Below are 25,883 nucleotides of genomic sequence, written 5' to 3'. Positions count from 1 at the left end.
CGACAAGGAGACTCCCCATGCGCATCCCGCGCCGCCTGCTGGCCACCCTGGCCGCGACCGTTCTCTTCAGCCCGCTGGCATTCAGCCAGGCCTTCCCCAACAAGCCGATCAAGGCCGTGGTGCCGTTCGCGCCCGGCAGCGCCACCGACCAGATCGGCCGCGCGTTCGCCGCCGAGATGGTCAAGGTGCTGGGCCAGCCCATCGTCGTGGACAACAAGCCCGGCGTGAACGGCATGCTCGGCGCGGCCGAAGTCGCCAAGGCCGCGCCGGACGGCTACACCATCCTGATCGGCACGAACAGCACGAATGCCGCGCTGAAGTTCCTGCAGAAGACGCTGCCCTATGACCAGGACACGGCGTTCGCGCCCGTGGGGTACATGGGATCCGTCCCCCTGATCGTCGGCATCAATAACGACGTGCCGGCGAAGACGCTGAAGGAATTCGTCGACATGGCCAAGGCCAAGCCCGGCCAGGTGACCTTCGCCAGCGCCAGCACGTCGCAACTGGTCTCCAGCGAGATGCTCTCCAGCATGGCGGGCGTGAAGATGACCAACGTGCCTTACAAGAGTGGCCCGGCGGCCATGACCGACCTGATCGGCGGCCAGGTGAACATGTTCACCGCCGACTTCGCCGTGATGCTGCCGCAGGTGAAGGGCGGCAAGGTCCGCGGCCTGGCCGTGACCTCTTCCAAGCGCTCGGCGGCCATCCCGGAGCTGCCCACCGTGAACGAGGCGCTGGGGCTGAAGGACTACGAACTCATCGCCTACTTTGCCGTTTTCGCGCCCGCCGGTACGCCGCCGGACGTGATCGCCAAGCTGAACCAGGCCGTGAATGCGGCGGCCAACAGCAAGGAAGTGCAGGACAAGTTCGCTGCCATCGGTTTCGCGGTCGAGCCGGGCACGCCGGAAGCCCTGGCACAGCGCGGCCGGCTGGAAACGGCCAAATGGGGCAAGGCCATCAAGGACGCCAAGATCGAACCCCAGTGAGGCGGTGCGGGCAAAATAGCCCGCATGCTCCAGTTCGAAGACGTCCAAGCCGCCGCAGCGCGCATCCAGGGGGTTGCCCACCGCACCCCCGTCCTGACCTCCCGCACCCTGGACGAACTCCTGGGTTGCGAGGTCTTCCTGAAGGCCGAGAACCTCCAGCGCATGGGGGCCTTCAAGTTCCGCGGCGGCTACAACGCCGTCAACGCGCTGACCGATGAACAGCGCCAACGCGGGGTCGTCGCCTTCTCCTCGGGCAACCATGCACAGGCCGTGGCACTGGCCGCCCGGCTGCACGGCTGCCCCGCCACCATCGTCATGCCGCATGATGCGCCCGCGCTCAAGCTGGCCGCCACGCGCGGCTATGGCGCGGAAGTCGTCATCTACGACCGCTACAAGGAAGACCGCGCGGCCATCGCCCGCAAGCTGGTCGAGGAACGCGGCGCCAATCTCATCCCGCCCTTCGACTACCTGCCGGTGATGGCGGGGCAGGGCACCTGCGCGCTGGAACTGCTGGAGGACGTCCCTGATCTGGACTCGCTCATCGTCTGCGCCGGCGGTGGCGGTTTCCTCTCGGGCTGCACGGTCGCGGCCAAGCACCTGCGCCCGGAGATCCGCGTCTATGGTGCGGAGCCGGAACGCGGCAACGACATGCAGCAGTCGCTGCGGGCGGGCCGCATCGTCAGCATCGATGTGCCGCGCACTATCTGCGATGGCCAACAGACGCAGGCTGTCGGCGTGAACCCGTTCGAGGTGATCCAGGCGCTGGTGACGGACGTGCTCACGGTTGGCGATCCGCTGGTGGTGGAAGCCATGCGCTTCGCCTTCGAGCGCATGAAGATCGTGCTGGAGCCGTCAGGCGCTTGCGCACTGGCGACGCTGATGCAGCACAAGGAGATGTTCGCGGGTCAGCGGGTTGGAGTGACGCTGTCCGGGGGGAACATTGGCATCGACCGGTTTGTGGCGTTGATCACGGGCGCTGAAAAGGTCGACTGAAGCGCCGGCGACAGGCATCATCCCGCCATGCCCGGCATCAAGCTCCAGAAGCGCGACAAAGACTTCTTTGTCAGCTACGGTCATCCCGACGTCGCGAAGGTGGCCGACATCGTTGCGTTGCTTGACGACAAATGCGGACTCCGCCTGTGGTTCGATGCGATAGAGGGCAATGCCGCCCAGCGCTCCTCGGAGCTGCTGAGCGGCGCGATCCGCAACTGCCGCGGCACACTGATCTGCCTGTCCAAAGCCTGGCTCGCTTCGACGTGGTGCAAGGCCGAATACGAGGTCTCGCTCAACGAGCAGCGCGCGAACGACGGGTTCGAGTTGGTCTGTGCGCGCCTGGACGACGCGGAAGCGCCCCCTTGGCTTCAGGCCTCGGAGATCATTGATTTGAGGCAGCTGGACGCCCGCGGCATGGCGCGATTGCTTTGCTCGCTGGCGTCTGATGTTCCGCATCGATTCGACAACGAGCACGACGTCTATTTGGCCGTGCCCTGGAGCAGGCGTTCGGCGCTCGCGCGGGAATCCCTGGAGGTGTTACGTAACGTAGGCTGGCGATTGATCGGCGACGCGCCGAACCTCATGCATCTCGCGGACGACCGGGTCCGAGCCATCCAGCGGACGACACGTGGTGTCGTCGCGTTGCTGCCACACGATCCCACTCAACCGGGGTCCGCAACTTCCCCGTACATCCTGGAGGAGGCACAGTTCGGCCTGCAGCAGGAGTTGCCGGTGCTGCTGCTGGTCGAGCCCGGTGTCGCCGTGCCCGCCGACATGGTCCAGAGCAGTTTTCGTGGCGCCGCCTTCGAACTCCAACCCTCGACCGAAGGTCGCCGCGCACTCGCGGATCACCTGGACATCTTCGACGAGTACCTCAAATCCAGGCCGCGCAAGAGAGCCGGTTCGTACATCTTTTGGGCATCCTCGCTTCGAAACGACCCGGACGGGGCGGGCGCTGTCAGCTCCGTGATCGAACGGGCAAGCAACATGGAGTGTGTCCGCGGCGTCAGGCTCGCCGAGGACAATGTCCAGAAGGCCATCATCGACCGGATCCGCCATGCCGCCTTGGTGGTCGCCGATGTGTCGGATGATCACCGCAATACCTTGATCGAGGCCGGTATCGCAATGGGCACCGGCACCCCATTGCGGCTCATGTGCCGCGAGCCTCCGGCCGGCACTCCGCTGAAGAAGCGCTTCATGTTCGAAGGCCAGGAATTTTTCTGGTATCGGAACGAGCAGGAGAGGCTGTGTCTGGCCTACTACTTCGCGCGGCAGTTTCGCCGCCGGGTCTATGTGGTCCGCTGATGTGAGCAGGGGCGTGCCGCTGGCGCTCGTGGACCTGGGCGATACCCTGGCGGAATGCACGCCCGCGCTGGAAGCCGGTCTGGCCCGTTTGGGTTCGTCCCACGCGGCTCTCGGTGCCGATGTTCGCCGGCTCCACGTCATGTCCGCCCCGGGCTTCTGGCTGCAGCTGGTGCCGCGGCCGGCTGGCTTCGCGCTCCTCGGCCAGCTGAGGGAGGCCGGCTATCGTGTGGCGGTGCTGACGAAGGGGCCGCGAGCGCCGGGCCATGTGTGGGCCGACAAGGTTGCCTGGTGCCGGGCGCACCTTCCGGACGTCCCGGTCATCATCACCGACGACAAGAGTTTGGTGGCTGGCGACCTGCTGGTCGACGACTGGTTGCCCTACGTGGAAGACTGGCAGCGTTGCTGGCCGGGGGGGCGTGCGATCGTTCCGGCACAGCCGTGGAACAAGAGCATGACGTCCAATGGACGGAGGATTCGCGACGATGGTGCGATGGCACCTGTGATTGCCGCCTGGCTACGAGACAAGGGAGCTGATGCGGCGGTGCCGTGATCCTATCGCTCGATCAGGTCGGCGATCGCCCAGCGCCCCTCGAGCTTCTGGGCGAAGACGAAGAAGCACTTGCCTGACGCGCCGCAGAGCACGAATCGCGCGTGCCCCGAGTCCGGGCCATCTGAAAATTTGAACCCGGCAAAGCGATCGAGGCCGATGGTGTGCGGCGCGACTCCGAGCTTGTCGCCCAAGAGGGCCCGAGCCAGCTCGTAGGGCTCGGACCTGGTGATCCACAGTTGGCCAAGCGCCGCGATGGCAATGAGCACGGCGACGATGAACGCGGCGATGCCGAGAGGTTTCCAGCGCGCGATTCGCGTCAAGGGTTTCGCACGCTTCTGCACTACGCCAGCTCCACCACTCTGGCTGAAGCCGAGGCGCCGTCGACAAGTATTTGGGCAATGCTGATCGGCAACCTGAACCGCCGAGGGCCGGCGCTGCCTGGATTGACGAAGAGGACGCCGCCCTTCTCTTCGACCTTGGGGCGGTGCGAGTGCCCGGAAACAACCACCTTGACGCCCGCGCCCGCAGGATCGATGTCGATCTCGTTCAGGTCATGGATGACATAGACGAAGATCTTGCCGACCTGGACGAGTTCAGATTTCAGGAGACGCTGAGCCCAGGCGCCCTTGTCATTGTTCCCGCGCACCGCAGTCACTGGTGCGATGGTCGCAAGCTCCGCGAGGACACTTGCACTGCAGATGTCGCCGCCATGGATGATCAGGTCGCTTCCGCGCAGGAACTCCTTGGCGCCCGGCCGGAGGAGGTCATGGGTGTCCGAAATGACGCCAACGCGGATGGGCACGGTCATGACGCCAGGCTACTCGTCCAGCAACCCACCTTTATAGAAACTCCACGCCGTCCCGTCGTGCAGATAGAAATGTCCTTCCGCACACGCATCCTTGCCGGGAAAGTAATCGCGGTACGCCTTGGGCACCAGCCGCGCCAGCTGCTCGTCGTCCAGCTCGTCGAATTCCTCGGGCGAGATGGACTGGCCGACCCGCAGGCGCCGTCTTTCCATGGCTACTTGGCGAACACCTGGCCCATGTCGGCGAAGGCCTTGAACTCCAAGGCATTGCCCGACGGGTCCAGGAAGAACATGGTGGCCTGCTCGCCCACTTCGCCCTTGAAGCGCACGTGCGGCTCGATGATGAATTTCGTTCCGGCGCCCTGCAGCTTGGCGGCCAGTTTCTCCCACGCGGGGATGTCGAGGATCACACCGAAGTGCCGGACCGGCACCTGGTCGCCGTCGACGTCGCCCGTCGGCGCGTTGCGGCATTCGTCGGGCGACAGGTGCGCAACGACCTGGTGGCCGTAGAAATCGAAATCGACCCAGGCGTCGGAGCTGCGGCCTTCGGGGCAACCCAGCAGGTCGCCATAGAAGCGACGGGCTTCGGCGATGTCACGAACGGGGAAGGCGAGGTGGAAGAGGGGGGTGGCGGGCAAGGGGAAAACTCCGTGAGACAGGTGTACGCTAGCCGCCATTGTCTCCGGGCTCGAAAGGCGGCGTGCGGATGAGTGATCCTAAAGACGAAAGTAGCAAGCCCGCGGGCATGCGCAAGGGCCTGGTGAACTATGGCGACGCCGGGTTCTCGCTGTTCCTGCGCAAGGCCTTCATCAAGGGCGCTGGGTACACGGACGCCGCGCTCGACCGCCCCGTGATCGGCATCACCGACACCGGCAGCGGCTACAACCCCTGCCACGGCAACATGCCGCAGCTGCTGGAAGCCGTGCAGCGCGGGATCATGCTGGCGGGCGGCCTGCCGGTGAAGTTTCCCACCATCTCCATCGGCGAAAGCTTCGCGCAGCCGACCAGCATGTACCTGCGCAACCTCATGTCCATGGACACCGAGGAGATGCTGCTGGCGCAGCCGATGGACGCCGTGGTGCTGATCGGCGGCTGCGACAAGACCGTGCCGGCGCAGTTGATGGGCGCCGCCTCCGCCGGCCTGCCGGCCATCCAGCTCATCACCGGTTCCATGCTGACCGGCTCGCACCGCGGCGAGGTCGTCGGTGCCTGCACCGATTGCCGGCGCTACTGGGGCCGCTTCCGCGCGGAGGAGATCGATGCGCAGGAGATCGCCGCGGTCAACAACCAGCTGGTGCCCAGCGTCGGCACCTGCTCGGTGATGGGCACGGCCAGCACCATGGCCTGCATCGCTGAAGCGCTGGGCATGACGGTGCCGGGCGGCGCGACGCCGCCGGCCGTGACGGCGGATCGCATGCGCGTGGCCGAGGCAACCGGCGCCGCCGCCGTCCAGATGGCGAAGCAGCGCCTCGCCATCGACAAGATCCTCACGGAGAAGGCCTTCGAGAACGCGATGCGCGTGCTGCTGGCCATCGGCGGCTCCACCAATGCCATCGTGCACTTGACCGCCATCGCGGGGCGCATGGGTTTCGAAGTCGACCTGAAGGCGCTCGACCGCATGGGCAACGAGACGCCGGTGCTGGTGGACCTGAAGCCTTCCGGCGCGCACTACATGGAGCACTTCCACGCGGCGGGTGGCATGGCGACGTTGCTGCGCGAACTGAAGCCGCTGCTGCACCTGGACGCGCTGACGGTGACCGGCCGCACGCTGGGCGAAGAGCTCGAAGACGCGCCAGCCGCCTTTGCGCAGGACGTCGTCAAGACCCGCGCCAACCCGATCTACCCGCAAGGCGGCATCGCCGTGCTGCAAGGCAACCTGGCGCCGGGCGGCGCCATCATCAAGCAGTCCGCCGCCGCGCCGAAGCTGATGGAGCACGAAGGCCGCGCCGTTGTGTTCACCGGTCTGGAAGACCTGGCCAACCGCATCGACAGCGACGACCTCGACGTGACGGCCGACGACATCCTGGTGCTGCAGAACATCGGCCCCAAGGGTGCGCCCGGCATGCCGGAAGCGGGCTACATCCCCATTCCGCGCAAGCTGGGGCGGCAGGGCGTGAAGGACATCGTGCGCATTTCCGACGGCCGCATGAGCGGCACGGCCTTCGGCACCATCGTGCTGCACGTCACGCCGGAGTCGGCGATCGGCGGGCCGCTGGCCTATGTGCGCGATGGGGATCGCATCCGCTTGTCGGTGAGCCGGCGCGAGTTGCAGCTGCTGGTGACAGATGAAGAGCTGGCGCGCCGGGCGAAGGAATCACCGCAGACACCGCCGGCTGCGCCGCGCGGCTATCGCAAGCTGTTCCTGGAGACGGTGACCCAGGCGGACCAGGGGGTGGACTTTGATTTCCTGCGGGAGCCGCGGGTCAAGGGGCGCGTGCCCAAGGCCTGACCTCAAGCCCAGCCCTCGATGGCTTTCCGCGTCTCGACCCACAGCGCATTGAGCTCCGCCGACCGCTCCGCCGCATCGCCCGGCCAGCCGGCCTTCGCATCCGTTTCCAGGGACCCGGCGGCCAGGTGGAGAGCCGTCGCCCCCACGTTGCTGGCCGACCCCTTCAACGCATGCGCCGCAACGGCCAGGGCAGCGGCATCCTGCGCCGCCACCGCCGCGGCGATCGCCTCCAGCCGCGCCGGTGTGTCGGCGGTGAAGAGCCCGATCACTTCGCGCGTGAGCGTCAGCTCCTCGTCGTCGAACTCGCGGAATTCCTCCAGCCGGCTGAAGTCCATCAGCGGCGCCGCCGGCTCCACGGCAGGCGCGGCGGAAGGTGCTGCAGTGACAGGGCCAGCCGGCGCCGCCCCAGCGGGCGCCTCCACCACCCCGATCCACTTCTCCAGCGCCTGCGCCAGCGCCGCCACCTGCAGCGGCTTGGTGAGGTAGGCATCCATGCCGGCCGCCTCGCAACGCGCGCGGTCCTCGTCGGAGGCGGCCGCCGTCACCGCGATGATGGGCGGCGCTTCGTCGCCCCAGGCCGACTGGATCTGCCGCGTCGCCTCCAGCCCGTCCAGCTCCGGCATGTTCACGTCCATCAGGATGGCGGCGATGCGTTCCTTGCGCGCCGCGGCCTGGGCCACGGCTTCCACCGCCTGCTGCCCGTCGGCCGCGGTGCGCACCTCGTAGCCCAGCTTGAGCAGCATCGCGCAGGCCACCTTGAGATTGACCGCGTTGTCGTCGGCGACCAGCACCGTCGCGTGCTTCTTGTTGTCCACGACGGCGGGCGCCACCACCGCACCGGCGGCCTCCGGCGCCAGGCAGCGCAGCACGGTTTCGAACAGCTGGCTCTGGCGCGCCGGCTTGAGCAGGCGGGCCTGGAACAACTGCGCGCTCTCGTGCGCGGCCGGCATGAAGCCGGAACTGAGCAGCACGATGGGAATGTCGCGCCAGGCCGGCTCGTCCTTCAGCGCCGCCGCGAAAGCCACGCCATCCATGTCGGGCATGTGCATGTCGGTGATGATCACTTCCGGCCGCGCCACCGTCTGGCGCAGCCAATCCAGCGCCTCGCGCGCGCTCTCGGCCGTGGCCACCTGCATGTCCCACAGCTGCAGTTGCCGCGTGAGCACGCGCACGTTGGTGGCATGGTCGTCCACCACCAGCACGCGCGCGCCCATCAGCCGCCCCGCATCCGCGGGACTGAAGCTGGGCGCGAGTTCCGTCACCGGCGCGGCCACAGTGAACCAGAAGGTCGAGCCCTTGCCGTAATCGCTTTCCACGCCGAGCTGGCCATCCATCAGCTCCACCAACCGCTTGCAGATGGCCAGGCCGAGGCCGGTGCCGCCGTACTTGCGGGTGGTCGAGGCGTCCACCTGCGTGAACGCCTCGAACAGCGAGTTCACCCGCTCCGGCGGGATGCCGATGCCGGTGTCGCTGACGCGGAACTCCAGCAGCGCGCGGCCCTGGCCGTCGTCGGCTTTCAGCTGCCGCACGTGCACCGCCACCTCGCCCTTGGCCGTGAACTTCACGGCGTTGTTGATCAGGTTGATGAGCACCTGGCGCAGCCGCGTCACGTCGCCCTTGATCGCCGCCGGCACCGCGCCCGGCCCCGTCTCGGGGATGTCGATGATCAGCTCCAGCCCCTTTTCACGCGCACGCGGGGCGGCGATGTCGCAAGCTTCCTCCACGGCGGCACGCAGGGCGACCGGCTCCTCCTCCAGCTCGAGCTTGCCCGATTCGATCTTGGAGAAATCGAGGATGTCGTTGATGACCGCCAGCAACTGGTCGCTGGAGAGCCGGATGGTTTCCAGGTAGTCACGCTGCTCGGAATTCAAGGGCGTCTCGGCCAGCAGGGTGCTCATGCCCACCACCCCGTTCAGCGGCGTGCGGATCTCGTGGCTCATGGTTGCGAGGAAAGCCGCCTTGGCGCGCGCCGCGGCCAGCGCCTCCTCCCGCGAGGTGGTGAGTTCGGCGGTGCGCTCCTCCACCCGCGCCTCCAGCGTTTCGTTGGCCTGCTGCAGCGCCTCGGCGTCTTTGCGCACCTGCGCGCGGAACGCCTGCAGCTGCTCCGCGCTGTCGTGCAGCACCTGCGACAACTGCCGCACCTCGCGGATGCGCGTGTCGCCCTGGATCACCGGCACCTCGCCGCGCCCCAGTTGCTCCGCGGCCAGCGACAGGCGCCCCAGCCGCCGCCCGATGCCGCGCGCCAGCAGGAAGGCGATGAGCGTGCCCAGCGCCACCAGCACCACGCCGCCGGTCGCGGCCTGCTTCGACGCCTTCGTGATCTCGCCCGTGAAGTCGCTCTCCGGCGCCGCCACCACCAGCGTCCAGCGCAGCCCCAGCGCTTCGCCGAAGGGCCGCTGCACCATCAGCAGCGTGTCGTTCTCCAGCGGCAGGCGCTGCAGCCGCGTGTCCGCCGCCACCGAATCCTCGGACTTGCGGGCGCGCAGGCCTTCGAGCGCGGAGAAGCCCGCGCGGATGATCGTGTTGGCGCTGTCTTTCGGCGTGCGCAGGGCGAAGCCGCCGGGGAATTCCACGAACAAAGCATCGCCGGCCGAACTGGCCACCAGCTGGTTCTTGTCGTCGATGACGAAGGCCGCGCCGCGCGCGCTGATGCGCTGGGTGCGCAGCACCTCGGCCAGGCGCTGCAAGTACAAGTCGGCCCCGAACACGCCGGCCGCGCCGCCATCGGCATCGAACACCGGCTGCGACAGGCTCACCATCAGCTGCTTGCGCTCGGGCGACACGCGCACCGGCGAGAACACGCGGTCCTTCGCCTGCATGGCCCCGCTGTACCAGATGGTGGTGCGCGGCTCGAAGCTGGAAGCGTCCACCGGCAGCGGCTTGCGCCGGTCCCCCGGCTCCTGCGCCAGCCAGAAACTGCGCGCCGTGCCGTGCATGGCGCGCATGGCCACCTTGGTGGCCTCGGGCATGGCCTCCACGCCGAAGTATTCGCCGCGCAGGTTGGCGAAGTGCACGGTGGGCACCTCGGGTGACATGCGCGTGATGACGAAGGCGGTGGGCTCGAAGCGCGGCAGGTTGCGCAGCCATTCGCGCGCCTTGGCGGTCTGCGCCGCGTTCAGGCGCTCGGGGAAGAGGCCATTGAGCACGTCGTGCGCCGACTGCAACTGGTTCTCGGTGCCGGCCTGCACGCCCTCGGCCACGTGCGTGAGGATGCGCCCGCCCAGCTCCTCCACCGAGGCCGAACCGGCCCGCCCGAGCGTCCACGCCACCAGCAGCGCCGGCACCGCGGCCAGCAGCACCAGGCTGGCCGCCAGGATGCGCCGCAGCGGGACGAGCCTCATCTCTTCATGGGTGCAGCGAGTCCTGTGAGTTCGGCCGCGTCGATGGGCTGCGAGCGGCCCGGCAGCTCCAGCATGGCGCGCGGCCCGGTCTGCACGGCGCCGGTGACGGCGCGCAGCGTGGTGACGCTGGCCGCGATGGGCCAGCCCAGGCGCGCGGCCTCCTTCTGCAGCGACATCGTGGCGCTCACCACGTCGCCCACCGGCAGCACCTGCGTGCCGCCGTGCAACGGGTCTTCCAGCTGCGTGAGCGTGACGGGCCCGGAGTTGACGGCCACGTTCACGGTGAAGGGCGGCAGGCGCCGGCTGGCGTACTGCGCCTCGAGATAGGCGCGGATGCCGCGGCTCGACTCCACCAGGCCCAGCGCCGTGCGCACCGCGCGCAAGGCGTGGTTCACCGTGTCGGTATTCGTGTCGTCGGTGAACACGGCGAGCAGGCCTTCGCCGATGAACTGCATGTAGCGCGCGCCGAACAGGTGGGCCGTGTCGTTGGCGTTGCCGTAGAACTTCTTGATCAGCTCGGTGAGCTCCAGCGCCGTCAGGCGCTCGGCCACGCCCGCGTAGTGCGGGATGTCGACGAACAGCACCGTGGCCGTGTCGAAACGCTCGTCGGTGGCGCCGCCCTGGCCGGTGGGCCAGCGCTCGCTGAGCTCGGTGGCCAGGCGCGACTCGTAGCGGCGCGCCAGCTCGTCGCGCTGCTCCTCCAGCGCGAGGCTCACCGCCGACTGGATGGCCGAGGCCTGCAGCGAAGCCTGCATCTGCACCTTGTTCAGCTGCGCGGCCACGGCTTCGCGCAGCTCCATCGGCTTGAAGGGCTTGGTGATGTAGTCGTCGGCCCCCGTCGTCATGCCGATGCGCATGTGCGCGCGCTCCTGCAGCGAGGTGAGCAGGATGACGGGGATGCTGGCCAGCGCCGGGTTCTGGCGCAGGATGCCCAGCATCTGGAAGCCGGTCATCTGCGGCATCTGCACGTCGCTGATGATCAGGGCAGGGCGGCTCTCTTCGACGAGCGAAAGCCCTTGCGCGCCGTTCTCGGCGGCCAGGACTTCGTGGCCGTCCTTCTTGAGGACGGTCGCGACCAACGTGCGCGTGGCGGCGTCATCCTCCATCAGGACGATCAGTGCCATGTGGTTTTCCCTTGATGTTTTGGCCCACTGTACGACGGGGGCCCGACGGGAATCTTACCGTTGGTTTTGCGTGGTCGGAGGGAAGTAGTTCAAAAGTAGGCGAAAGGATGGCAAGTGCCTTGGTTGAGCCAGATCCCTACTTCGCATCCCGAGCGCTCAAGGATCGATCCACTACCTGCTTGCCGGTAGCGTAGCAAGATCGACCAGCGGCCACCCTGGGGCGGTTTCAACTCTAGGTGCACTATTGTCGAGGCCAAGCCAAAGCAGTCGTCAGGCCCCAGCATCGGCGAGTGCAGAGCCTCTTCGTCCGGTTCGAGGTGTTGCACGCGCCAGTAAGACTGCAATGTCTGCACCAGCGCGATCTCCCCCGAGCCTTCCTCAGTAGTGCCTCATGCGATCTAACTGGATCAACATCGGACCAATTTCCCCGAACCGATGCGCAAATATGAAAGTGGCCTTTCGAATATGGCCCCAAAATCCCCGTTCCTCTCTGAGCCGAATCAGCTCCCTACCATTCATATTTCTGAGTTTCTAGGCTGTTCACCCAATCCACGAGCTTGTAGTCACGACGGACAAGCTCTTCAATGAACTCCAAGAAATTTTTCGACATTACCGCGAAGACGGGTTCGGATCGGCAGAGGTAGAAGATGCGCCCGCTAGAGTCGAAAGCGTAGAAGTTGCCCAGAATATCCTGGGCGAATCGAGCGCCACCTTTCAGGTGACCACTCTCGATACTTACTAACCAATCTCTTCGGAAGCTTAACTCTTCATCAATGTCGCCATACCCAACTGCCAGGAGCCAGTTGCGAAGATCAAGGGGTAACGGAGTTCCAATTTCTTCCGCCACTTTGCTTAGCTCATCAGAGGAAGTGGTGGCGTAAGGTTTGAATATTGGCTTCCTTCGCAACAAGCCCTTCCGACTTGCGGAGAGCACTGTCTTGGTGAGACCGGTGACATCTAAAGTCATCTTCTGCACTCGCAACTGTTCATGGCCGCTGAAGCTGCTCCGTACAGGGCTGCACCAGGGGTGTAGGGCATCCGGTTCGGCGCCCTGCGCCACGCCGGCCAAGTCGGATATTTTCCGCCGACGCCCGCCGCAGTTGCGTCCATGAGGTCGTGCAGATCTGGCCGTGTTCCCGTTGTGGGAATGTAGTCACCGTTTCCTCGATTGCCTGTCTTGCTCCATCGGCTACCCCGATTCCAACTTGCAGGCGTTCCCGAATGAGAGAAGTTGGCCCAATTGTTGGGACTGCTCGCCTTTGCAACTGCCTTAGTCCCCCCCACAAAGCCTGTAGCAACGCTTGCCACCATGCCAGCAACTTCACCCGCTGCGTAGCCGCCGGAGCACCTGTTGACACTTCCAATGTCGAATTGCTCTCGAACAGCACCCGATATACCGAAGGTCAGCACGTCCCCAAGCCCCCCTCCAAAGTCTTCTGCCCACTGCGGAGCAGTCGGCATATCTGCCCACCCGAACAAGCCATACGGATCCACCAAGCTTAGGGGACTCCCCTCCACATAGGCGTACGAGTTGATTCCCCCCGCCAACCCTATCGGATCACTCTGCGTATACCTTCCGTGCCCCGGATGATAGGTCCTGAAGTAGTTGTAAAAGCTCCCCGTCTCCTCATCCGCATACTGTCCCGGAAACCGCAGATTCAGTTCCACGGCATTGGTCGCCTTCAACAGCACGGGTTGATTGGTGATCGCCTGCTTCGGCTTCTCCGTCGCCTTCAGCACCCCCGTGGGCTTGTTGTTGCCGAAGGCGCTGTAAGGCCACTGCCAAACCACTTCCTTGGCCTCGTTGGTCATCAGCCTCGGTGTCCCGAGATGGTCTGGGTGGATGGCAAAGAACTTCCCGTTCCGGTAGATCCCCACTGGAATGGCCTGCCCGTCCTCCGTCGGTAGCCAAAGGTACTCCGTCCTGCCCTTGCCCTTGGCGCTCCCGTTGTCGTACTCCCCCAGCACGGCCCAGCTGGGGATTTCGTTGTCGTCGCCAAAGACGAAGCCGGTGCCGATACTCGTGTTGGCCGCAGCCTTCACGAACAGCCAGCCGAACTGCTTCTTCAGCCAGGTGACGAAGTCCGCCCCCAGCGTTTCCTCGCTGGGCAGTGTCTGCTCGGCCACCGGTTCGCTCTTGAAGACGCGCTGGCCCAGCGCATTCGTCAGGTAGCTCACGCCCGCGGCTTCGCCGTCCTTGAAGACCCGCACCTTGGCCAGCCGGTTGCTCGCGTCGTAGTCGAAGCTCCTCAAGCCATCGCTGGTCAGGGCACCGTTGGCGTCCAGGCTGTAGGCGATGGGGCTGATCACCACGCTCCTGGTGTTGCCCTTGTTGGTGGTGGTCACCGTCTGGGTGAATCCCAGCAGGCGATTGCTAGTGGCCTCGATGTTCAAAGCCTGGCTGGTGCTCCTGGCGAAGTCGGTCTGGTCGAACTCGCCGTCCAGGTCGGTGTCGCTGGTGGCCGTGTCGATGGCGGTGAGCCGGTTGCTGTTGGCATCGTAGGTGTAGCGCGTGTCCGAGCCGCTTCGGCCGAAGCCCACCAGGCGGTTGCGGGTGTCGTATCCGGCCTGCCAGCTTATGGGGGTGATGTAGACCGTGCCCGTCCCCCGCGCGTACAGGCTCTGGGTGATGCCGGAGATGCGGCTGGCCGCATCGAAGGTGTAGCTGGCGAACTCGGTGGCCGTCATGCGGCCATCCAGGTCGAAGGACCTTGAGGCGCTGTCGCCGTTGAACCAGGTCCAGGCCTTGGGCTGGTCCAGGGCCGTGTAGGTCAGGTTGCTCAGGAAGGGCTGCACCGGTTTGGGCCGGTTGACGTTGGCGCTGGGCTCCTGCACGTCGATGCCGGTGATGCGGCCGTTGCTGCGCTGGTAGCTGACCTTCAGGCCGCTGGGGTAGGTGATGCCTTCCAGCCGGCCTTGGCCATAACCGTATTGCAGGCGGAAGCGGCTGGGCGTGCCCGGCACATCATTCACGTCCTGGGTCTTGGCGGTGACGCGGCCCAGCGCATCGCGCTCATAGGCGGTGACGCCGGATTTGTCTTCGATGCGGCCGACCGCGCCGGCCGCGTCGTAGCTGTAGAAGACCTGGTGGCCAGCGGTGTACTCGATACGGCTCACGCGGCCCAGCGCGTCCCGCTCGATGCGGCTGATCTGGCCCTTGGCATCCTCGGTCTGGATCACCTCGCCGTTGGCGTCGCGGGTGTAGCGGATGGTGCCGATGTCGGGGCTGGTTTCGCTGGTCACCTCCCCGAAGGCGTTGGTGACGTACTGGGTCGAGACGCCCTTGGGATCGGTGACGCCAGTCAGCTGGTCCAGCTGGTTCCAGGCCTGGCTGGCGGAGGTGTTGTCTGCGAAGGTGGTGGCGGTCAGTCGGCGCAGGGAGTCCAGCGTCTGACGCGTGCTCTGGTTCAGCGGATCGGTCTGCCGCACCAGTTCGCCGTTGGCGTCGTAGCCGAAGGTGCTGCGGCCGCTGGCGGTCTGTACAGCGTCCAGCCGGCTCAGGGCATTGATGGTGCGCGTGGTGGCCCAGGCGATGGCGCCACTGGCGTCCTTCACTTCCTCGCGCGTTCGGTTGCCCGCGGCGTCTAGGGTGTAGCTGACGGTATTGCCGCGGTTGTCGGTGGCGCCGGTCAGGCGCTGGGCGGCGTCGTAGGCGTAAGTGACCTGATAGCCGTCGGGCAGGGTGGAACTGGTCAGCTGGCCCGTGGCGTTATAGCCATAGGCGCTCGCTTCGCCAGCCCGCTGAATGCCTGTGAGACGCCCGCGTGCGTCGTACGAATAGCTGGTGACCAGGCCGCCCGGGTCGGTCTGGGTCAGGATGCGCCCCGCGGCGTCATGGGTCCAGCGCGTTTCGCGGTTCAGTGGATCGCGCACGCTGGTTCGGTTGCCCGCGCCGTCGTAGCCCAAGCGCCAGGTGCCACCCTCCGGGTCGGTCAAGGTGTCGACCAAGCCTTGCGCCGTATACGTCCAGGCCCACGCGCGCGTCTGGCCGCTGGCGCTGTCAGTGATGGTCTCACTTAGCTTGTTGCCACTGGCGTCGTAGGTCGTGGCCGTGACGCGTCCAGGCTCGGTGACGCGAACCGGCAGCCTGAAGGTCGGATGCCATTCGATCGCCGTTGTCCGCTCCTGTGGCGTTCCGACGGCGTGCGTGGTGGAAAGGCGCAGTTCGCGCGACGCGTCCTCCGTGTGCGTGGTCACGTTCCCTTCGAAGTCCACTTCGCGCACGGGCAACAGGGACCCGCCGTAGCCGCGCGAGGCCATGCTCTCGCCTTCGAACGGCCCGCTGGCACCGGTGCGTCGCACGGTGCCGTCGCCGCCTTGCCACTGGTACTGCTGCACGTTTCCGTTCGGGTCGCGGACTTGCGCGCTCAGCTTGAAGTGGTCAGGGCTCACGTTCGTCCCACTCACCACACTCCCGGCGAGCGGCGAGGGCGACTGGTATGTCACGCTGTAGCTGTTGGCACCCAGCGCATGGCTGGTGCCGGTCGCGCGGCCCTGGGCGTCGTAAGTGAAGGTGGCGTAGCGCTGGCCGTTTTCATCGGTGATGCCCGTCAAAGCGGCAGCAAATCGGGTGTCTTCGTAGTGGTACTGACGGGTCTTGCCGTCAGGGAAGGTGACGCCTGAGAGCCGACCTTGGGCGTCATACGCATAGCCGACCGTGCTGCCGTCGGGTGCCGTCGCACCAGTCAGGCGGCTGCCCGCATAGGTGAACTGCAGGGCTCGGCCGAATGCATTGCTCACCCGCACCAAGTTGCCGGCGAGGTCGTAACTCAAACTCATCGTCCAGCCGTTGCGCTGGGTGATGTCAGCCAGCCTGGAGCCCTCGAACCGGTACCGTGTTTCGTCGAACGCACGGGTGTACACGAAGCCGCCGCCGGATTCGATCAAGGTGTCGGCCCGGCTTTCGCTGGAGAACCAGGAGCCGGTGAGAAGCTTTTCGAACACGATCGTGCGCCCATCGCCCAGTTGGACGGTGCGCATCTTGTCGGCCACCATGGTCGTCTGGCCGGCGAAGCCGTGCGTCCACCCGGCCCCCAGCCCAATGTGCGGCACGCCTTGACTGCGGTAGTTGCGCACCAACGACAGCGCATGGGCTCCTTCGTCGATCCAATCGGACTCCGATTGCTGCTTTTCTCCGGTGGCCGGTTGCACGGGGTTCCCGAACCCAGGCTCGCACACGTCGCAGTGCGTCACGACCGCGCCAGTCTCCGCGGTGTTGCTGCAGCCGATGCAGGTAGCGGTGAATTTCTCCGTCGTCTCTTTCTGAAAGGGCGGGATGTAGGTGAACCGGTAGATGCCGTCTGCATCGGTCAGCCCAGTGATGTTGCCTTGGCCCACCCAGATGTTGACCATGCTGCCGGGCACGGGCGCGCCCCCGCGTGTGACACGGGCTTCGTAGGTCAAAGGTGGCCCTGCGGGCAGCGCCCGTGTGTGAGTTCGTCCGCTCAAGGTGATGACGACGGGATCTGGCGGCGGAACCGCGCACCGCTGCGTCTGTGGGTCCCAGTTCATCCCCGCCGGGCACGCACATGTTGCTTCCGGCGTCAGCCCGGAATTGGCGGGGCAGAAGCAGGCGGGACCCGCATAACCTCTTGGTCCCCATGTTTCGAACACCGGCCCTTGGCCCCAGTTGCTCGAGAAAGTGTCCTGGCCCGCCATGACGATGTTGGTGTTCGCCCAATTACCACCGACGAACCCTGGAGAGATGGCGGGCGTGCTCAGCGTGCATTGAGTGCTGACGGAGCCCTGCTGGCCGCACCAGACGATTCCTCCGCGGGCGGTGTGAGCAGCCGCGTATTGGTCGCAGTGCTCTTGCAGCGCCGCCTGGATTCCAGTGACGTATTTTTCAGGGATGCACTGCGGCCAACCGTGGACCCGGCAGGCGGGTGGTGGCGCAGGCCCGCCGAATTGCTGCTGGGTCGAGGCCGCGAATGAAATGGAAAATAGTGCGCACGCGAGCGCAGCGCGTAGCCATGCAACGAACATGATCTTCCCCCCTTTTTCGCTTCATTGTGTACTAAATGAGGCTTTTGTAAAGTAATTGAATTCCTTTGGGTACTCCGTTGGGATGAGATTTCGCGACCTTTGTTTTGCGGGTTTACCCGGTCTTTCGCTAGGGCCCATGCCCTAACTCCCTCTCCCTGCTATTGCCTTCGACAGCTTTCATGCAAAATAGAACGACCGTTCGTTTTATTTGCCCTGGAACCCACCCGCCATGTCGGTCACCGAATTGCCCCTCAAGGCCCGCCGCTCCCCCGCGCGCGACGGCCAGGTCCTGCAGAAGGGCCAGCAGACCAAGGCCGCCATCGTCGATGCCGCGCTCGGGCTGGCCACGCAGATCGGGCTCGAGGGCCTTTCCATCGGCGCGCTGGCCGAGGTGACGCAGATGAGCAAGTCGGGCGTGTTCGCCCACTTCGGCTCGCGGGAGGAGTTGCAGATCTCCGTCATCCGCGAATACCACGCCCGCTTCGAGGAGGAGATCTTCTACCCCGCCACCCGGGCCGAGCGGGGGCTGCCGCGGCTGCGCTCCATGTTCGCGCACTGGATGAAGCGCACCTCCATCGAGATCGATTCGGGCTGCATCTACATCAGCGGCGCCGTGGAGTTCGACGACCGGCCCGGCCCCGTGCGGGATGCCCTGGCCAGTTCGGTGCAGACCTGGCATGCCGCGCTGCGGCGCACCATCGCCATCGCCAAGCAGGAAGGCCACATTCTTGATTCGGTGGACGAGGACCAGATGCTGTTCGAGATCCACGGGCTCATCCTGGCGCTGCACTACGAGGCGCGCTTCCTCAAGAACCCCGGCTCCATCGCCCGCGCCAACGCGGGTTTTGAAAACATCCTGCGGCGCTACGGCGCCGCCGAGACCGCGGCCGCCGCTGCCCCTGTGGCAGCCAAGGCGGCCACTGCCAAATCCCAACGAACCGCCAAAAGCAAGGAGTAACCCATGCCCGTCTACAACCCGCCCCTGCGAGACATGCAGTTCGTGATGCACGAGGTGCTGAAGGTCGCCGACGAATACAAGGCGATGCCGCGCCACGCCGAGACCGACGCCGACACCATCAACGCCATCCTCGAAGAGGGCGGCAAGTTCGCGAGCGAGGTCACCTTCCCGCTCAACATCAGCGGCGACGAAGAGGGTTGCAAGCTGAACCAGGAGACCCACGAGGTCACCACGCCCAAGGGCTTCAAGGAAGCCTATGCCAAGTATGTCGAGGGCGGCTGGCCCGCGCTGTCGTGCGACCCGGCCTTCGGCGGCCAGGGCCTGCCGATCACGGTGAACCAGTGCTTCTACGAGATGCTGAACAGCGCCAACCAGGCCTGGACGATGTACCCGGGCCTGACGCACGGCGCCTATGAGGCGCTGCATGCGCACGGCACGCCCGAGCAGCAGCAGACCTACCTGCCCAAGATGACCAGCGGCGAGTGGACGGGCACCATGTGCCTGACCGAGCCGCATTGCGGCACCGATCTGGGCATGCTGCGCACCAAGGCCGAGCCGCAGGCCGACGGTACCTACAAGATCACCGGCAACAAGATCTTCATCTCGGCCGGCGAGCACGATTTCGTCTCCAACATCATCCACCTGGTGCTGGCCCGCCTGCCGGACGCACCGCAGGGCAGCAAGGGCATCAGCCTGTTCATCGTGCCCAAGTTCCTGGTCAATGCCGATGGCTCGCTGGGCAAGCGCAACGGCGTCTACTGCGGCGGCCTCGAGCACAAGATGGGCATCCACGGCAACGCCACCGCGCAGATCGTGCTGGATGGCGCTGTCGGTACGCTGGTCGGCCAGCCGAACAAGGGCCTCAACGCCATGTTCGTGATGATGAATGCCGCGCGCATCGGCGTGGGCTGCCAGTCGCTGGGCCTGACCGAAGTGGCGTACCAGAACGCGCTGGCCTATGCCAAGGACCGCATCCAGATGCGTTCGCTGTCGGGCGTGAAGGCCAAGGACAAGCCGGCCGACCCCATCATCGTGCACCCCGACGTGCGCAAGATGCTGCTCACGGCCAAGGCCTATGCCGAGGGCGGCCGCGCGCTGTCGCTCTACTGCTCGCTGCTGATCGACCGCGAGCTGCATCACCCTGACGAGAAGGTGCGCAAGGAATCCGAGGAAATGGTGGCGCTGCTCACGCCCATCGTGAAGGCCTTCCTCACCGACAACGGGCACATCGCCACCAACGCCTGCATGCAGGTGTTCGGCGGCCATGGCTTCATCAAGGAATGGGGCATGGAGCAGTTCGTGCGCGACAACCGCATCAACATGATCTACGAAGGCACGAACACCGTGCAGTCGCTCGACCTGCTGGGCCGCAAGGTGCTGGGCAACAACGGCGCCACGCTCAAGAAGTTCGGCAAGTTGGTGGGCAAGCTGGTGGAGGAAGAGGGCGTCAACGAGAAGATGGCCGAGTTCATCAACCCCATCGCCTACCTGGGCGACCAGATGACCAAGTTCACCACCGAGCTGGGGTTCAAGGCGTTCCAGAACGCCGACGAAGTGGGCGCGGCCTCGGTCGACTACCTGCGCGTGATGGGCCACCTGGTGTTCGGCTACTTCTGGGCGCGCATGGCGCAAGTGGCGCTGAAGGAGATCGAGGCCGGCAACACGGATCCGTTCTACCAGGCCAAGCTGCAGACGGCGCGGTTCTACTTCGCGCGGCTGTTCCCGGAGACGGCGACGCTGATGCGGACGGCGCGCGCGGGCGCGAAGTCGCTGCTGGACACGGAAGCGGCGCTGGCATGAGCTCCACCCCGTCATCCCCGCGGAGGCGGGGATCCAGGGCTTCCGTTTTCTTGGCTCTGGCTTTCGTCGCCACCTCCGCCTTCGCCCAATCCACCCCCGCCGGCCTCTGGCGCAACATCGACGACAAGACGGGCGAGGCCAAGGCCGAGATCCGCATCGCCGACAACGGCGGTCTGCTGAACGGCAACATCGTCAAGCGCCTCGCCAAGGACGCCAAGCCCGACGCGGTGTGCGAGGAATGCAAGGACGACCGCAAGGGCAAGCCCATGGACGGCCTCGAGATCATCCGTGGCGCGCGCAAGTCGCCCGAGGGCAACGTGTGGGAAGGCGGCAAGATCCTCGACCCCGAGAACGGCCGCGAATACACGCTGCGCCTCACGCCGCAGGAAGGCGGCAAGAAGCTCGACGTGCGCGGCTCGTTCGGCCCCTTCGGCCGCACACAGACCTGGGTGCGGGTGCAGTAATGGGCGAAGCCATTCGCGCCCAGCTGAACATCGGCCACGGCAGCGGCCCTGCCGCGCCGCGCTGGTTCTGGCACCACCAGCTGAAGAAGCCGTTCTTCGGCCGCTTCATGAAGGACTGGCGCTGGCCCGCCGGCGTTTCCGAGGAAGGCTGGGAACGTGTGTCGATCGCCAGCGAGAGCCAGTCGCGCCTGGTCGCCATCGTCAAGCAGGTGCCGCAGGCACGTGGCGTGGTGGTGTGCGCGCATCCCATGGGCCTGGCGGCCAAGGGGTTCTGGCTTCGCTACGGCCATGCCCAGGCGTTGCTGGATGCCGGGTATCACGTCGTCGCCTACGACTTCAACGGTTTCGGCGAAAGCCCGTCGACCAATTTCGACTACCCGCTGGACGCCATGGCGGCGGGGCTGTGGGCGCGTGCCCGCTTCCCCGGGCTGCCGGTGCACGCGCTGTGCGCCTCGTTCGGCGGCAACAACACGCTGAGCGCGATCTCGCGGCCCGACTTTCCGTATGACAGCGTCATCGCCGAGGGCGTCGCGCCTTCGCTGCCGCAGTTCTGGAAGGCCTATCCGTTCGCGCATGCGGTGCTGGAGCTGTCGCGCATCGTGGCGCCGGCCGGCGAGCGCAAGATCCGCCCCGTCGCGCACCTGCCGCATGCGCGGCCGGGCGTGCCGCTGCTTCTGATCAGCAGCCACAAGGACACCTGGACGCCGATGGCGTTCGGCGATGAGCTGGCCGCGGCCGTCGCGCCCACCACCCCGTTGCGGCGCCTCATCCTCGACAAGGCGGAACACACCCACGGCATGCGCGACGAGCCCGAGCGCTACCTGCCTGCCGTGCTGGACTTTTTAGACGCGGCAACGCCCGCGCGCAGTTAACTGGAGTTTTGCGTGTACAAAGACCGTGACGAACGCGCCGGCGGCCCTGCCGCCGCGGCCAACGACGAAGGGACGAAGACCATGAGCCGTTTCCTGGTGAAGAAGGTGGCCGTGCTCGGCGCCGGCGTGATGGGGGCGCAGATTGCCGCTCACCTCGTCAACGTGAAGGTGCCGGTGGTGCTGTTCGACCTTCCCGCCAAGGAAGGGCCGAAGAACGGGATCGTTTCGAAAGCCATCGAAGGGTTGAAGAAGCTGAAGCCGTCGCCGTTGGGCGTGGTGGATGACGCTTCCCTCATAGTCCAGGCCAACTACGAAGAGCACATGGAGCAGTTGAAGGACTGCGACCTGATCATCGAGGCCATCGCCGAACGCATGGACTGGAAGCTCGACCTCTACAAGAAGATCGCGCCTTTCATCGCGCCGCACGCCATCGTGGCCTCGAACACCTCGGGCCTGTCGATCACCAAGTTGTCCGAGGCGCTGCTCGAAGAGATCAAGCCGCGCTTCTGCGGCATCCACTTCTTCAACCCGCCGAGGTACATGTACCTGGTGGAGCTGATCTCGACGCCGACGACGCAGCCGCTCGTGCTGGACCAGCTGGAGACCTTCGTCACCAGCGGCCTGGGCAAGGGCGTGGTGCGCGCCAAGGACACGCCGAACTTCATCGCCAACCGCGTCGGCATCGCCGGCATGCTCGGCACGATGCGCGAGGTGGAGAAGTTCGGGCTCTCGTTCGATGTGGTCGACGACCTCACGGGCAAGAAGCTGGGCCGTGCGTCCAGTGGCACCTTCCGCACGGCCGATGTGGTGGGCCTGGACACGATGGCGCACGTCATCAAGACGCTGCAGGACAACCTGGACGAGAAGAGCGATCCTTTCTACCCCAGCTTCGGCACGCCCGACGTGCTGAAGACACTGCTGGAGATGGGCAACCTGGGCCAGAAGAGCAAGGCCGGCTTCTACAAGAAGGTCGGGCGCGACGTGCTGCGCTTCGACGCGGCGTCCAAGGAATACGTGCCGGGCGGCGAGAAGGCCGACGAGGTCTATGGCCGCATGCTGAAGAAGCCGGCAGGCGAGCGCCTGAAGCTGCTGCGCGAAAGCTCGGGGCCGCAGGGGCAGTTCCTCTGGGCGATCCTGCGCAACGGCTTCCACTACGCCGCCGTGCATCTGGCGTCCATCGCCGAGACCGCGCGCGACGTCGACCAGGCGCTGCGCTGGGGCTTCGGCATGCAGCAGGGCCCGTTCGAGCTGTGGCAGGAAGCCGGCTGGCTGCAGGTGGCGCAGTGGATCAACGAAGACATCGAGGCCGGCAAGACTCTGTCGAAGGCGCCGCTGCCAGCCTGGGTGACCAAGGGGCCGGTGGCGGATGCGGGCGGTGTGCACACGGCTGAGGGTTCGTGGAACCCGACGTCGGGCAAGTTCGAGCCGCGGCGTGTGCTGCCGGTGTACCAGCGCCAGATCTTCCCGGAACTTTTGCGCGGTGAAGCCGGCCCGAAATTCGAGACCGCGGGCAAGACGCTGCACGAAGATGACGCCATCCGCCTCTGGACGCTCGATGATGAAATCCTCATCGCCAGCATCAAGACCAAGATGCATGCCATCAGCCCCGAGGTGTGCGAAGGCCTGATGCAGGCGGTGGACCTGGCCGAGAAGGACTACCAGGGCCTGGTGGTCTGGTCGGGCGACGAGCCTTTCAGCGTCGGCGCGGACCTGCAGGCGATGCTGCCGGCGTTCATGGTGGTCGGCGTCAGCGCCATCGACGACGCCGAAGGCTTCATGCAGCAGACGATGCTGCGCTTGCGCTATGCCACGGTGCCGGTCGTTTCCGCCATCCGCGGCATGGCGCTGGGCGGTGGCTGCGAGCTGGCGGTGTACTCGGCCAAGCGCGTGGCGGCGATGGAAAGCTACATCGGCCTGGTCGAAGTCGGTGTGGGCCTGGTGCCCGGCGCCGGCGGCCTGACCTACATCGCGCGCCGTGCCGCGGAGAACGCGGCGACCAGCACCGACAAGGACCTGCTGAAGTTCGTGACGGAGGGCTTCACCGCCGCCGCCATGGCCAAGGTGGGCACCAGCGCCCTCGAGTCGCGCAAGCTGGGCTTCCTGCTGGACGACGACATCGTCGTGCCGAACAAGGACGAGTTGTTGTACGTCGCCGTGCAGCAGGCCAAAGCGATGTACGACGTGGGCTATCGCCCGCCGCACAAGCGCCTGTTCCCGGTGGCGGGGCGCAACGGCAAGGCAACGATCCAGGGTCAGCTGGTGAACATGCGCGATGGCGGGTTCATTTCTTCGCATGACTTCCACATCGCGTCGCTGATTGCCGGCGTGGTAACGGGCGGTGATGTGGAAGCCAACACCATGGTGACCGAGGAGTACCTGATGACGCTGGAGCGGCACGCCTTCTGCGCGCTGGTGCAGCATCCGAAGACGCAGGAGCGGATCCTGGGGATGCTGAATACGGGGAAGCCGCTGCGGAACTAGATGGACGTGCCTTCCTCCTTCCCCCTCCGGGGGAAGGTCGGGATGGGGGCGCTCGAATGCGAAGCCAGGCCTTTTCCACCACACACGGCAACGCTCGCGCTTTGCGCGGCGCCATGACCGAATCGGAGAGGCGGCTGTGGTCGAAACTGCGTGGTGAGCAACTGGGTGTCAAGTTCCGCAGACAACACCCGCTCGGCAACTACATCGCTGACTTCGCTTGCCTGGCCCCGAAATTGATCGTCGAACTTGATGGTTCGCAGCATGCCGAGAAGCAACAGTACGACTCAAAGCGAGATGCATTCTTCCGCGGTCACGGCTTCCACGTCCTGCGCTTTGCCACGGATGCGCCGCTGGTGAATATCGAGGGCGTGGTGACAGTGATTCTTGAACAACTTGGATCGGCGGGCGAGCGCCCCCATCCCAACCTTCCCCCGGAGGGGGAAGGAGCAAAACCCAGGAGCCTTACATGAAGCAAATCCAGGACGCCTACATCGTCGCCGCCACCCGCACGCCCATCGGGCGCTCGCACAAGGGCTACTTCCGCAACACGCGCCCCGACGACCTGCTCGCGACGGCGCTGCGGTCGGCCATGGCGCAAGTGCCTGGCCTCGACCCGGCCGCCGTCGAAGACGTCATCGCCGGCTGCGCCATCCCCGAAGCTTCGCAAGGCCTCAACGTGGCGCGCATCGGTGCCGTGTTGGCCGGCCTGCCCAAGTCGGTCGGCGGCATCACCGTCAACCGCTTCTGCGCCTCCGGTCTTTCCGCGGTGCAGATGGCCGCCGACCGCATCCGCGTGGGCGAAGCCGACGTGATGATCGCGGGCGGCACGGAAAGCATGAGCATGGTGCCGATGATGGGCAACTCGCCGTCGCTCTCGCCCACCGTGTTCAGCAACCCCGACGACATCGAAAGCTACGGCATCGCCTACGGCATGGGCCTGACCGCGGAGAAGGTGGCGCAGCAGTGGAAGGTGAGCCGCGAGGCGCAGGACGAATTCGCCTACCGCTCGCACATGAAGGCCATCGCCGCGATGAAGGCCGGCGAGTTCGCCGACGAAATGACCGAGGTCGAAGTGGCGGAGCGTTCGGTGGACCTGGAGTCCGCCGAGGTGTCGGTGAAGACGCGCAAGGTCAACATCGACGAAGGCGCCCGGCCCGACACCACCGTCGAAGGCCTGGCCAAGCTGCGCACCGTGTTCGCGGCCCGTGGCAGCGTGACGGCGGGCAACAGCTCGCAGACTTCGGACGGCGCGGGCGCGCTCATCATCGTGAGCGAAGCCGCGCTCAAGCGCTACAACCTCACGCCGCTGGCGCGCTTTGTCAGCTACGCCAGCCGCGGCGTGCCGCCGCACATCATGGGCATCGGCCCGATCGAGGCCATTCCGGTCGCGTTGCGCAATGCAGGCCTGAAGCAGGACGACATCGACTGGTTCGAGCTGAATGAGGCTTTCGCTGCGCAGTCGCTGGCCGTGATCAACACGCTCGGGCTCGATACCAGCAAGGTCAACCCGATGGGCGGCGCGATCGCGCTGGGCCATCCCCTGGGCGCCACCGGGGCTATCCGTTCCGCGACAGTCATTCACGCGCTGAAGCGCAAGAATCTGAAGTACGGCATGGTGACGATGTGCGTGGGCATGGGGCAGGGGGCCGCGGGGATTTTCGAGCGGATGTGAGCGTTGAATTCCATTCCTCCTTCCCCCTTTGGGGGAAGGCCGGGTTGGGGGCGGCGCGGTGCCTCGCGTGCCCCCACCCCAACCCTCCCCCAGAGGGG

20 protein-coding genes are annotated in these 25,883 nt (G+C 66.0%); 12 read left to right on the top strand and 8 right to left on the bottom strand.

Translation table 11 applies throughout. The annotated features are described in order from the left end of the window. The first annotated feature begins 17 nt into the window (after positions 1-17). Genes FN976_RS15080 through FN976_RS15065 form a run of 4 tightly spaced genes read left to right on the top strand, consistent with a single transcriptional unit; the run spans position 18 to position 3,834 of the window. Entirely contained in the window at positions 18-986 is a 969-nt protein-coding gene (locus tag FN976_RS15080) for a Bug family tripartite tricarboxylate transporter substrate binding protein (protein ID WP_145893869.1), read from the top strand. A 24-nt stretch (positions 987-1,010) separates the two neighbouring features. Continuing rightward, positions 1,011-1,979 (top strand): threo-3-hydroxy-L-aspartate ammonia-lyase, encoded by a 969-nt coding sequence (locus FN976_RS15075; protein ID WP_145893868.1) that lies wholly within the window; start codon positions 1,011-1,013, stop codon positions 1,977-1,979. A gap of 27 nt (positions 1,980-2,006) precedes the next feature. Beyond that, positions 2,007-3,284 (top strand): toll/interleukin-1 receptor domain-containing protein, encoded by a 1,278-nt coding sequence (locus FN976_RS15070; protein ID WP_145893867.1) that lies wholly within the window; start codon positions 2,007-2,009, stop codon positions 3,282-3,284. A 13-nt stretch (positions 3,285-3,297) separates the two neighbouring features. Further along, positions 3,298-3,834: a 5' nucleotidase, NT5C type gene (locus FN976_RS15065; protein ID WP_186510917.1), complete on the top strand. Its 537-nt coding sequence runs from the start codon at positions 3,298-3,300 to the stop codon at positions 3,832-3,834. A gap of 2 nt (positions 3,835-3,836) precedes the next feature. On the opposite strand, the gene FN976_RS15060 is transcribed toward FN976_RS15065, so the two are convergent. Genes FN976_RS15060 through FN976_RS15045 form a run of 4 tightly spaced genes read right to left on the bottom strand, consistent with a single transcriptional unit; the run spans position 3,837 to position 5,277 of the window. After that, entirely contained in the window at positions 3,837-4,154 is a 318-nt protein-coding gene (locus tag FN976_RS15060; protein WP_186510916.1) for a hypothetical protein, read from the bottom strand. A 20-nt stretch (positions 4,155-4,174) separates the two neighbouring features. After that, on the bottom strand, positions 4,175-4,642 hold the full coding sequence (locus FN976_RS15055) for a metallophosphoesterase family protein (protein WP_145893864.1): 468 nt from the start codon (positions 4,640-4,642) through the stop codon (positions 4,175-4,177). 9 nt (positions 4,643-4,651) lie between these two features. Further along, on the bottom strand, positions 4,652-4,852 hold the full coding sequence (locus tag FN976_RS15050) for a hypothetical protein (RefSeq protein WP_145893863.1): 201 nt from the start codon (positions 4,850-4,852) through the stop codon (positions 4,652-4,654). Between the two features lie 2 nt (positions 4,853-4,854). Then, positions 4,855-5,277, bottom strand: coding sequence for a VOC family protein (locus FN976_RS15045; RefSeq protein WP_145893862.1), 423 nt, complete (start codon positions 5,275-5,277; stop codon positions 4,855-4,857). A 68-nt stretch (positions 5,278-5,345) separates the two neighbouring features. On the opposite strand from FN976_RS15045, the gene FN976_RS15040 reads away from it, so the two are divergent. Then, the gene (locus FN976_RS15040) at positions 5,346-7,088 is read left to right on the top strand and encodes an IlvD/Edd family dehydratase (protein ID WP_145893861.1); all 1,743 of its coding nucleotides are present in this window, start codon (positions 5,346-5,348) and stop codon (positions 7,086-7,088) included. 2 nt (positions 7,089-7,090) lie between these two features. Here FN976_RS15040 and FN976_RS15035 read toward each other — a convergent pair whose 3' ends face one another. From FN976_RS15035 to FN976_RS15020, 4 genes are all read right to left on the bottom strand, one after another. Further along, positions 7,091-10,429, bottom strand: a complete 3,339-nt coding sequence (locus FN976_RS15035; RefSeq protein WP_145893860.1) for a response regulator — start codon at positions 10,427-10,429, stop codon at positions 7,091-7,093. Next, on the bottom strand, positions 10,426-11,553 hold the full coding sequence (locus FN976_RS15030) for a response regulator (protein WP_145893859.1): 1,128 nt from the start codon (positions 11,551-11,553) through the stop codon (positions 10,426-10,428). The genes FN976_RS15035 and FN976_RS15030 overlap by 4 nt, the downstream gene beginning before the upstream one ends. A 508-nt stretch (positions 11,554-12,061) precedes the next feature. Beyond that, positions 12,062-12,529, bottom strand: coding sequence for an SMI1/KNR4 family protein (locus FN976_RS15025; RefSeq protein ID WP_145893858.1), 468 nt, complete (start codon positions 12,527-12,529; stop codon positions 12,062-12,064). Next, positions 12,517-17,538, bottom strand: a complete 5,022-nt coding sequence (locus FN976_RS15020; RefSeq protein ID WP_145893857.1) for an RHS repeat-associated core domain-containing protein — start codon at positions 17,536-17,538, stop codon at positions 12,517-12,519. Before FN976_RS15020 ends, FN976_RS15025 begins: the two co-directional genes overlap by 13 nt. Before the next feature lie 229 nt (positions 17,539-17,767). Here FN976_RS15020 and FN976_RS15015 point away from each other — a divergent pair, with 229 nt between their 5' ends. From FN976_RS15015 to FN976_RS14985, 7 genes are all read left to right on the top strand, one after another. Beyond that, positions 17,768-18,496: a TetR/AcrR family transcriptional regulator gene (locus FN976_RS15015; protein ID WP_145893856.1), complete on the top strand. Its 729-nt coding sequence runs from the start codon at positions 17,768-17,770 to the stop codon at positions 18,494-18,496. 3 nt (positions 18,497-18,499) lie between these two features. Beyond that, entirely contained in the window at positions 18,500-20,296 is a 1,797-nt protein-coding gene (locus tag FN976_RS15010; RefSeq protein ID WP_145893855.1) for an acyl-CoA dehydrogenase C-terminal domain-containing protein, read from the top strand. After that, positions 20,293-20,760, top strand: a complete 468-nt coding sequence (locus tag FN976_RS15005) for a DUF2147 domain-containing protein (RefSeq protein ID WP_145893854.1) — start codon at positions 20,293-20,295, stop codon at positions 20,758-20,760. Before FN976_RS15010 ends, FN976_RS15005 begins: the two co-directional genes overlap by 4 nt. Continuing rightward, positions 20,760-21,632 (top strand): alpha/beta hydrolase family protein, encoded by an 873-nt coding sequence (locus FN976_RS15000; RefSeq protein ID WP_145893853.1) that lies wholly within the window; start codon positions 20,760-20,762, stop codon positions 21,630-21,632. The genes FN976_RS15005 and FN976_RS15000 overlap by 1 nt, the downstream gene beginning before the upstream one ends. Positions 21,633-21,713: 81 nt before the next feature. Further along, complete coding sequence (locus FN976_RS14995) at positions 21,714-24,113, top strand: 3-hydroxyacyl-CoA dehydrogenase/enoyl-CoA hydratase family protein (RefSeq protein WP_145894068.1); 2,400 nt, start codon at positions 21,714-21,716, stop codon at positions 24,111-24,113. A gap of 56 nt (positions 24,114-24,169) precedes the next feature. Next, complete coding sequence (locus FN976_RS14990; RefSeq protein WP_145893852.1) at positions 24,170-24,583, top strand: endonuclease domain-containing protein; 414 nt, start codon at positions 24,170-24,172, stop codon at positions 24,581-24,583. Then, positions 24,580-25,785, top strand: a complete 1,206-nt coding sequence (locus FN976_RS14985) for an acetyl-CoA C-acyltransferase (RefSeq protein ID WP_145893851.1) — start codon at positions 24,580-24,582, stop codon at positions 25,783-25,785. Before FN976_RS14990 ends, FN976_RS14985 begins: the two co-directional genes overlap by 4 nt. The last annotated feature ends 98 nt before the right edge of the window (positions 25,786-25,883 follow it).

Origin of the sequence: Caenimonas sedimenti, from assembly GCF_007833165.1 — a bacterium.
GTDB classification, from domain to species: Bacteria; Pseudomonadota; Gammaproteobacteria; order Burkholderiales; family Burkholderiaceae_C; genus Ramlibacter; species Ramlibacter sedimenti.
This window is presented reverse-complemented; position numbering and strand designations above follow the sequence as displayed.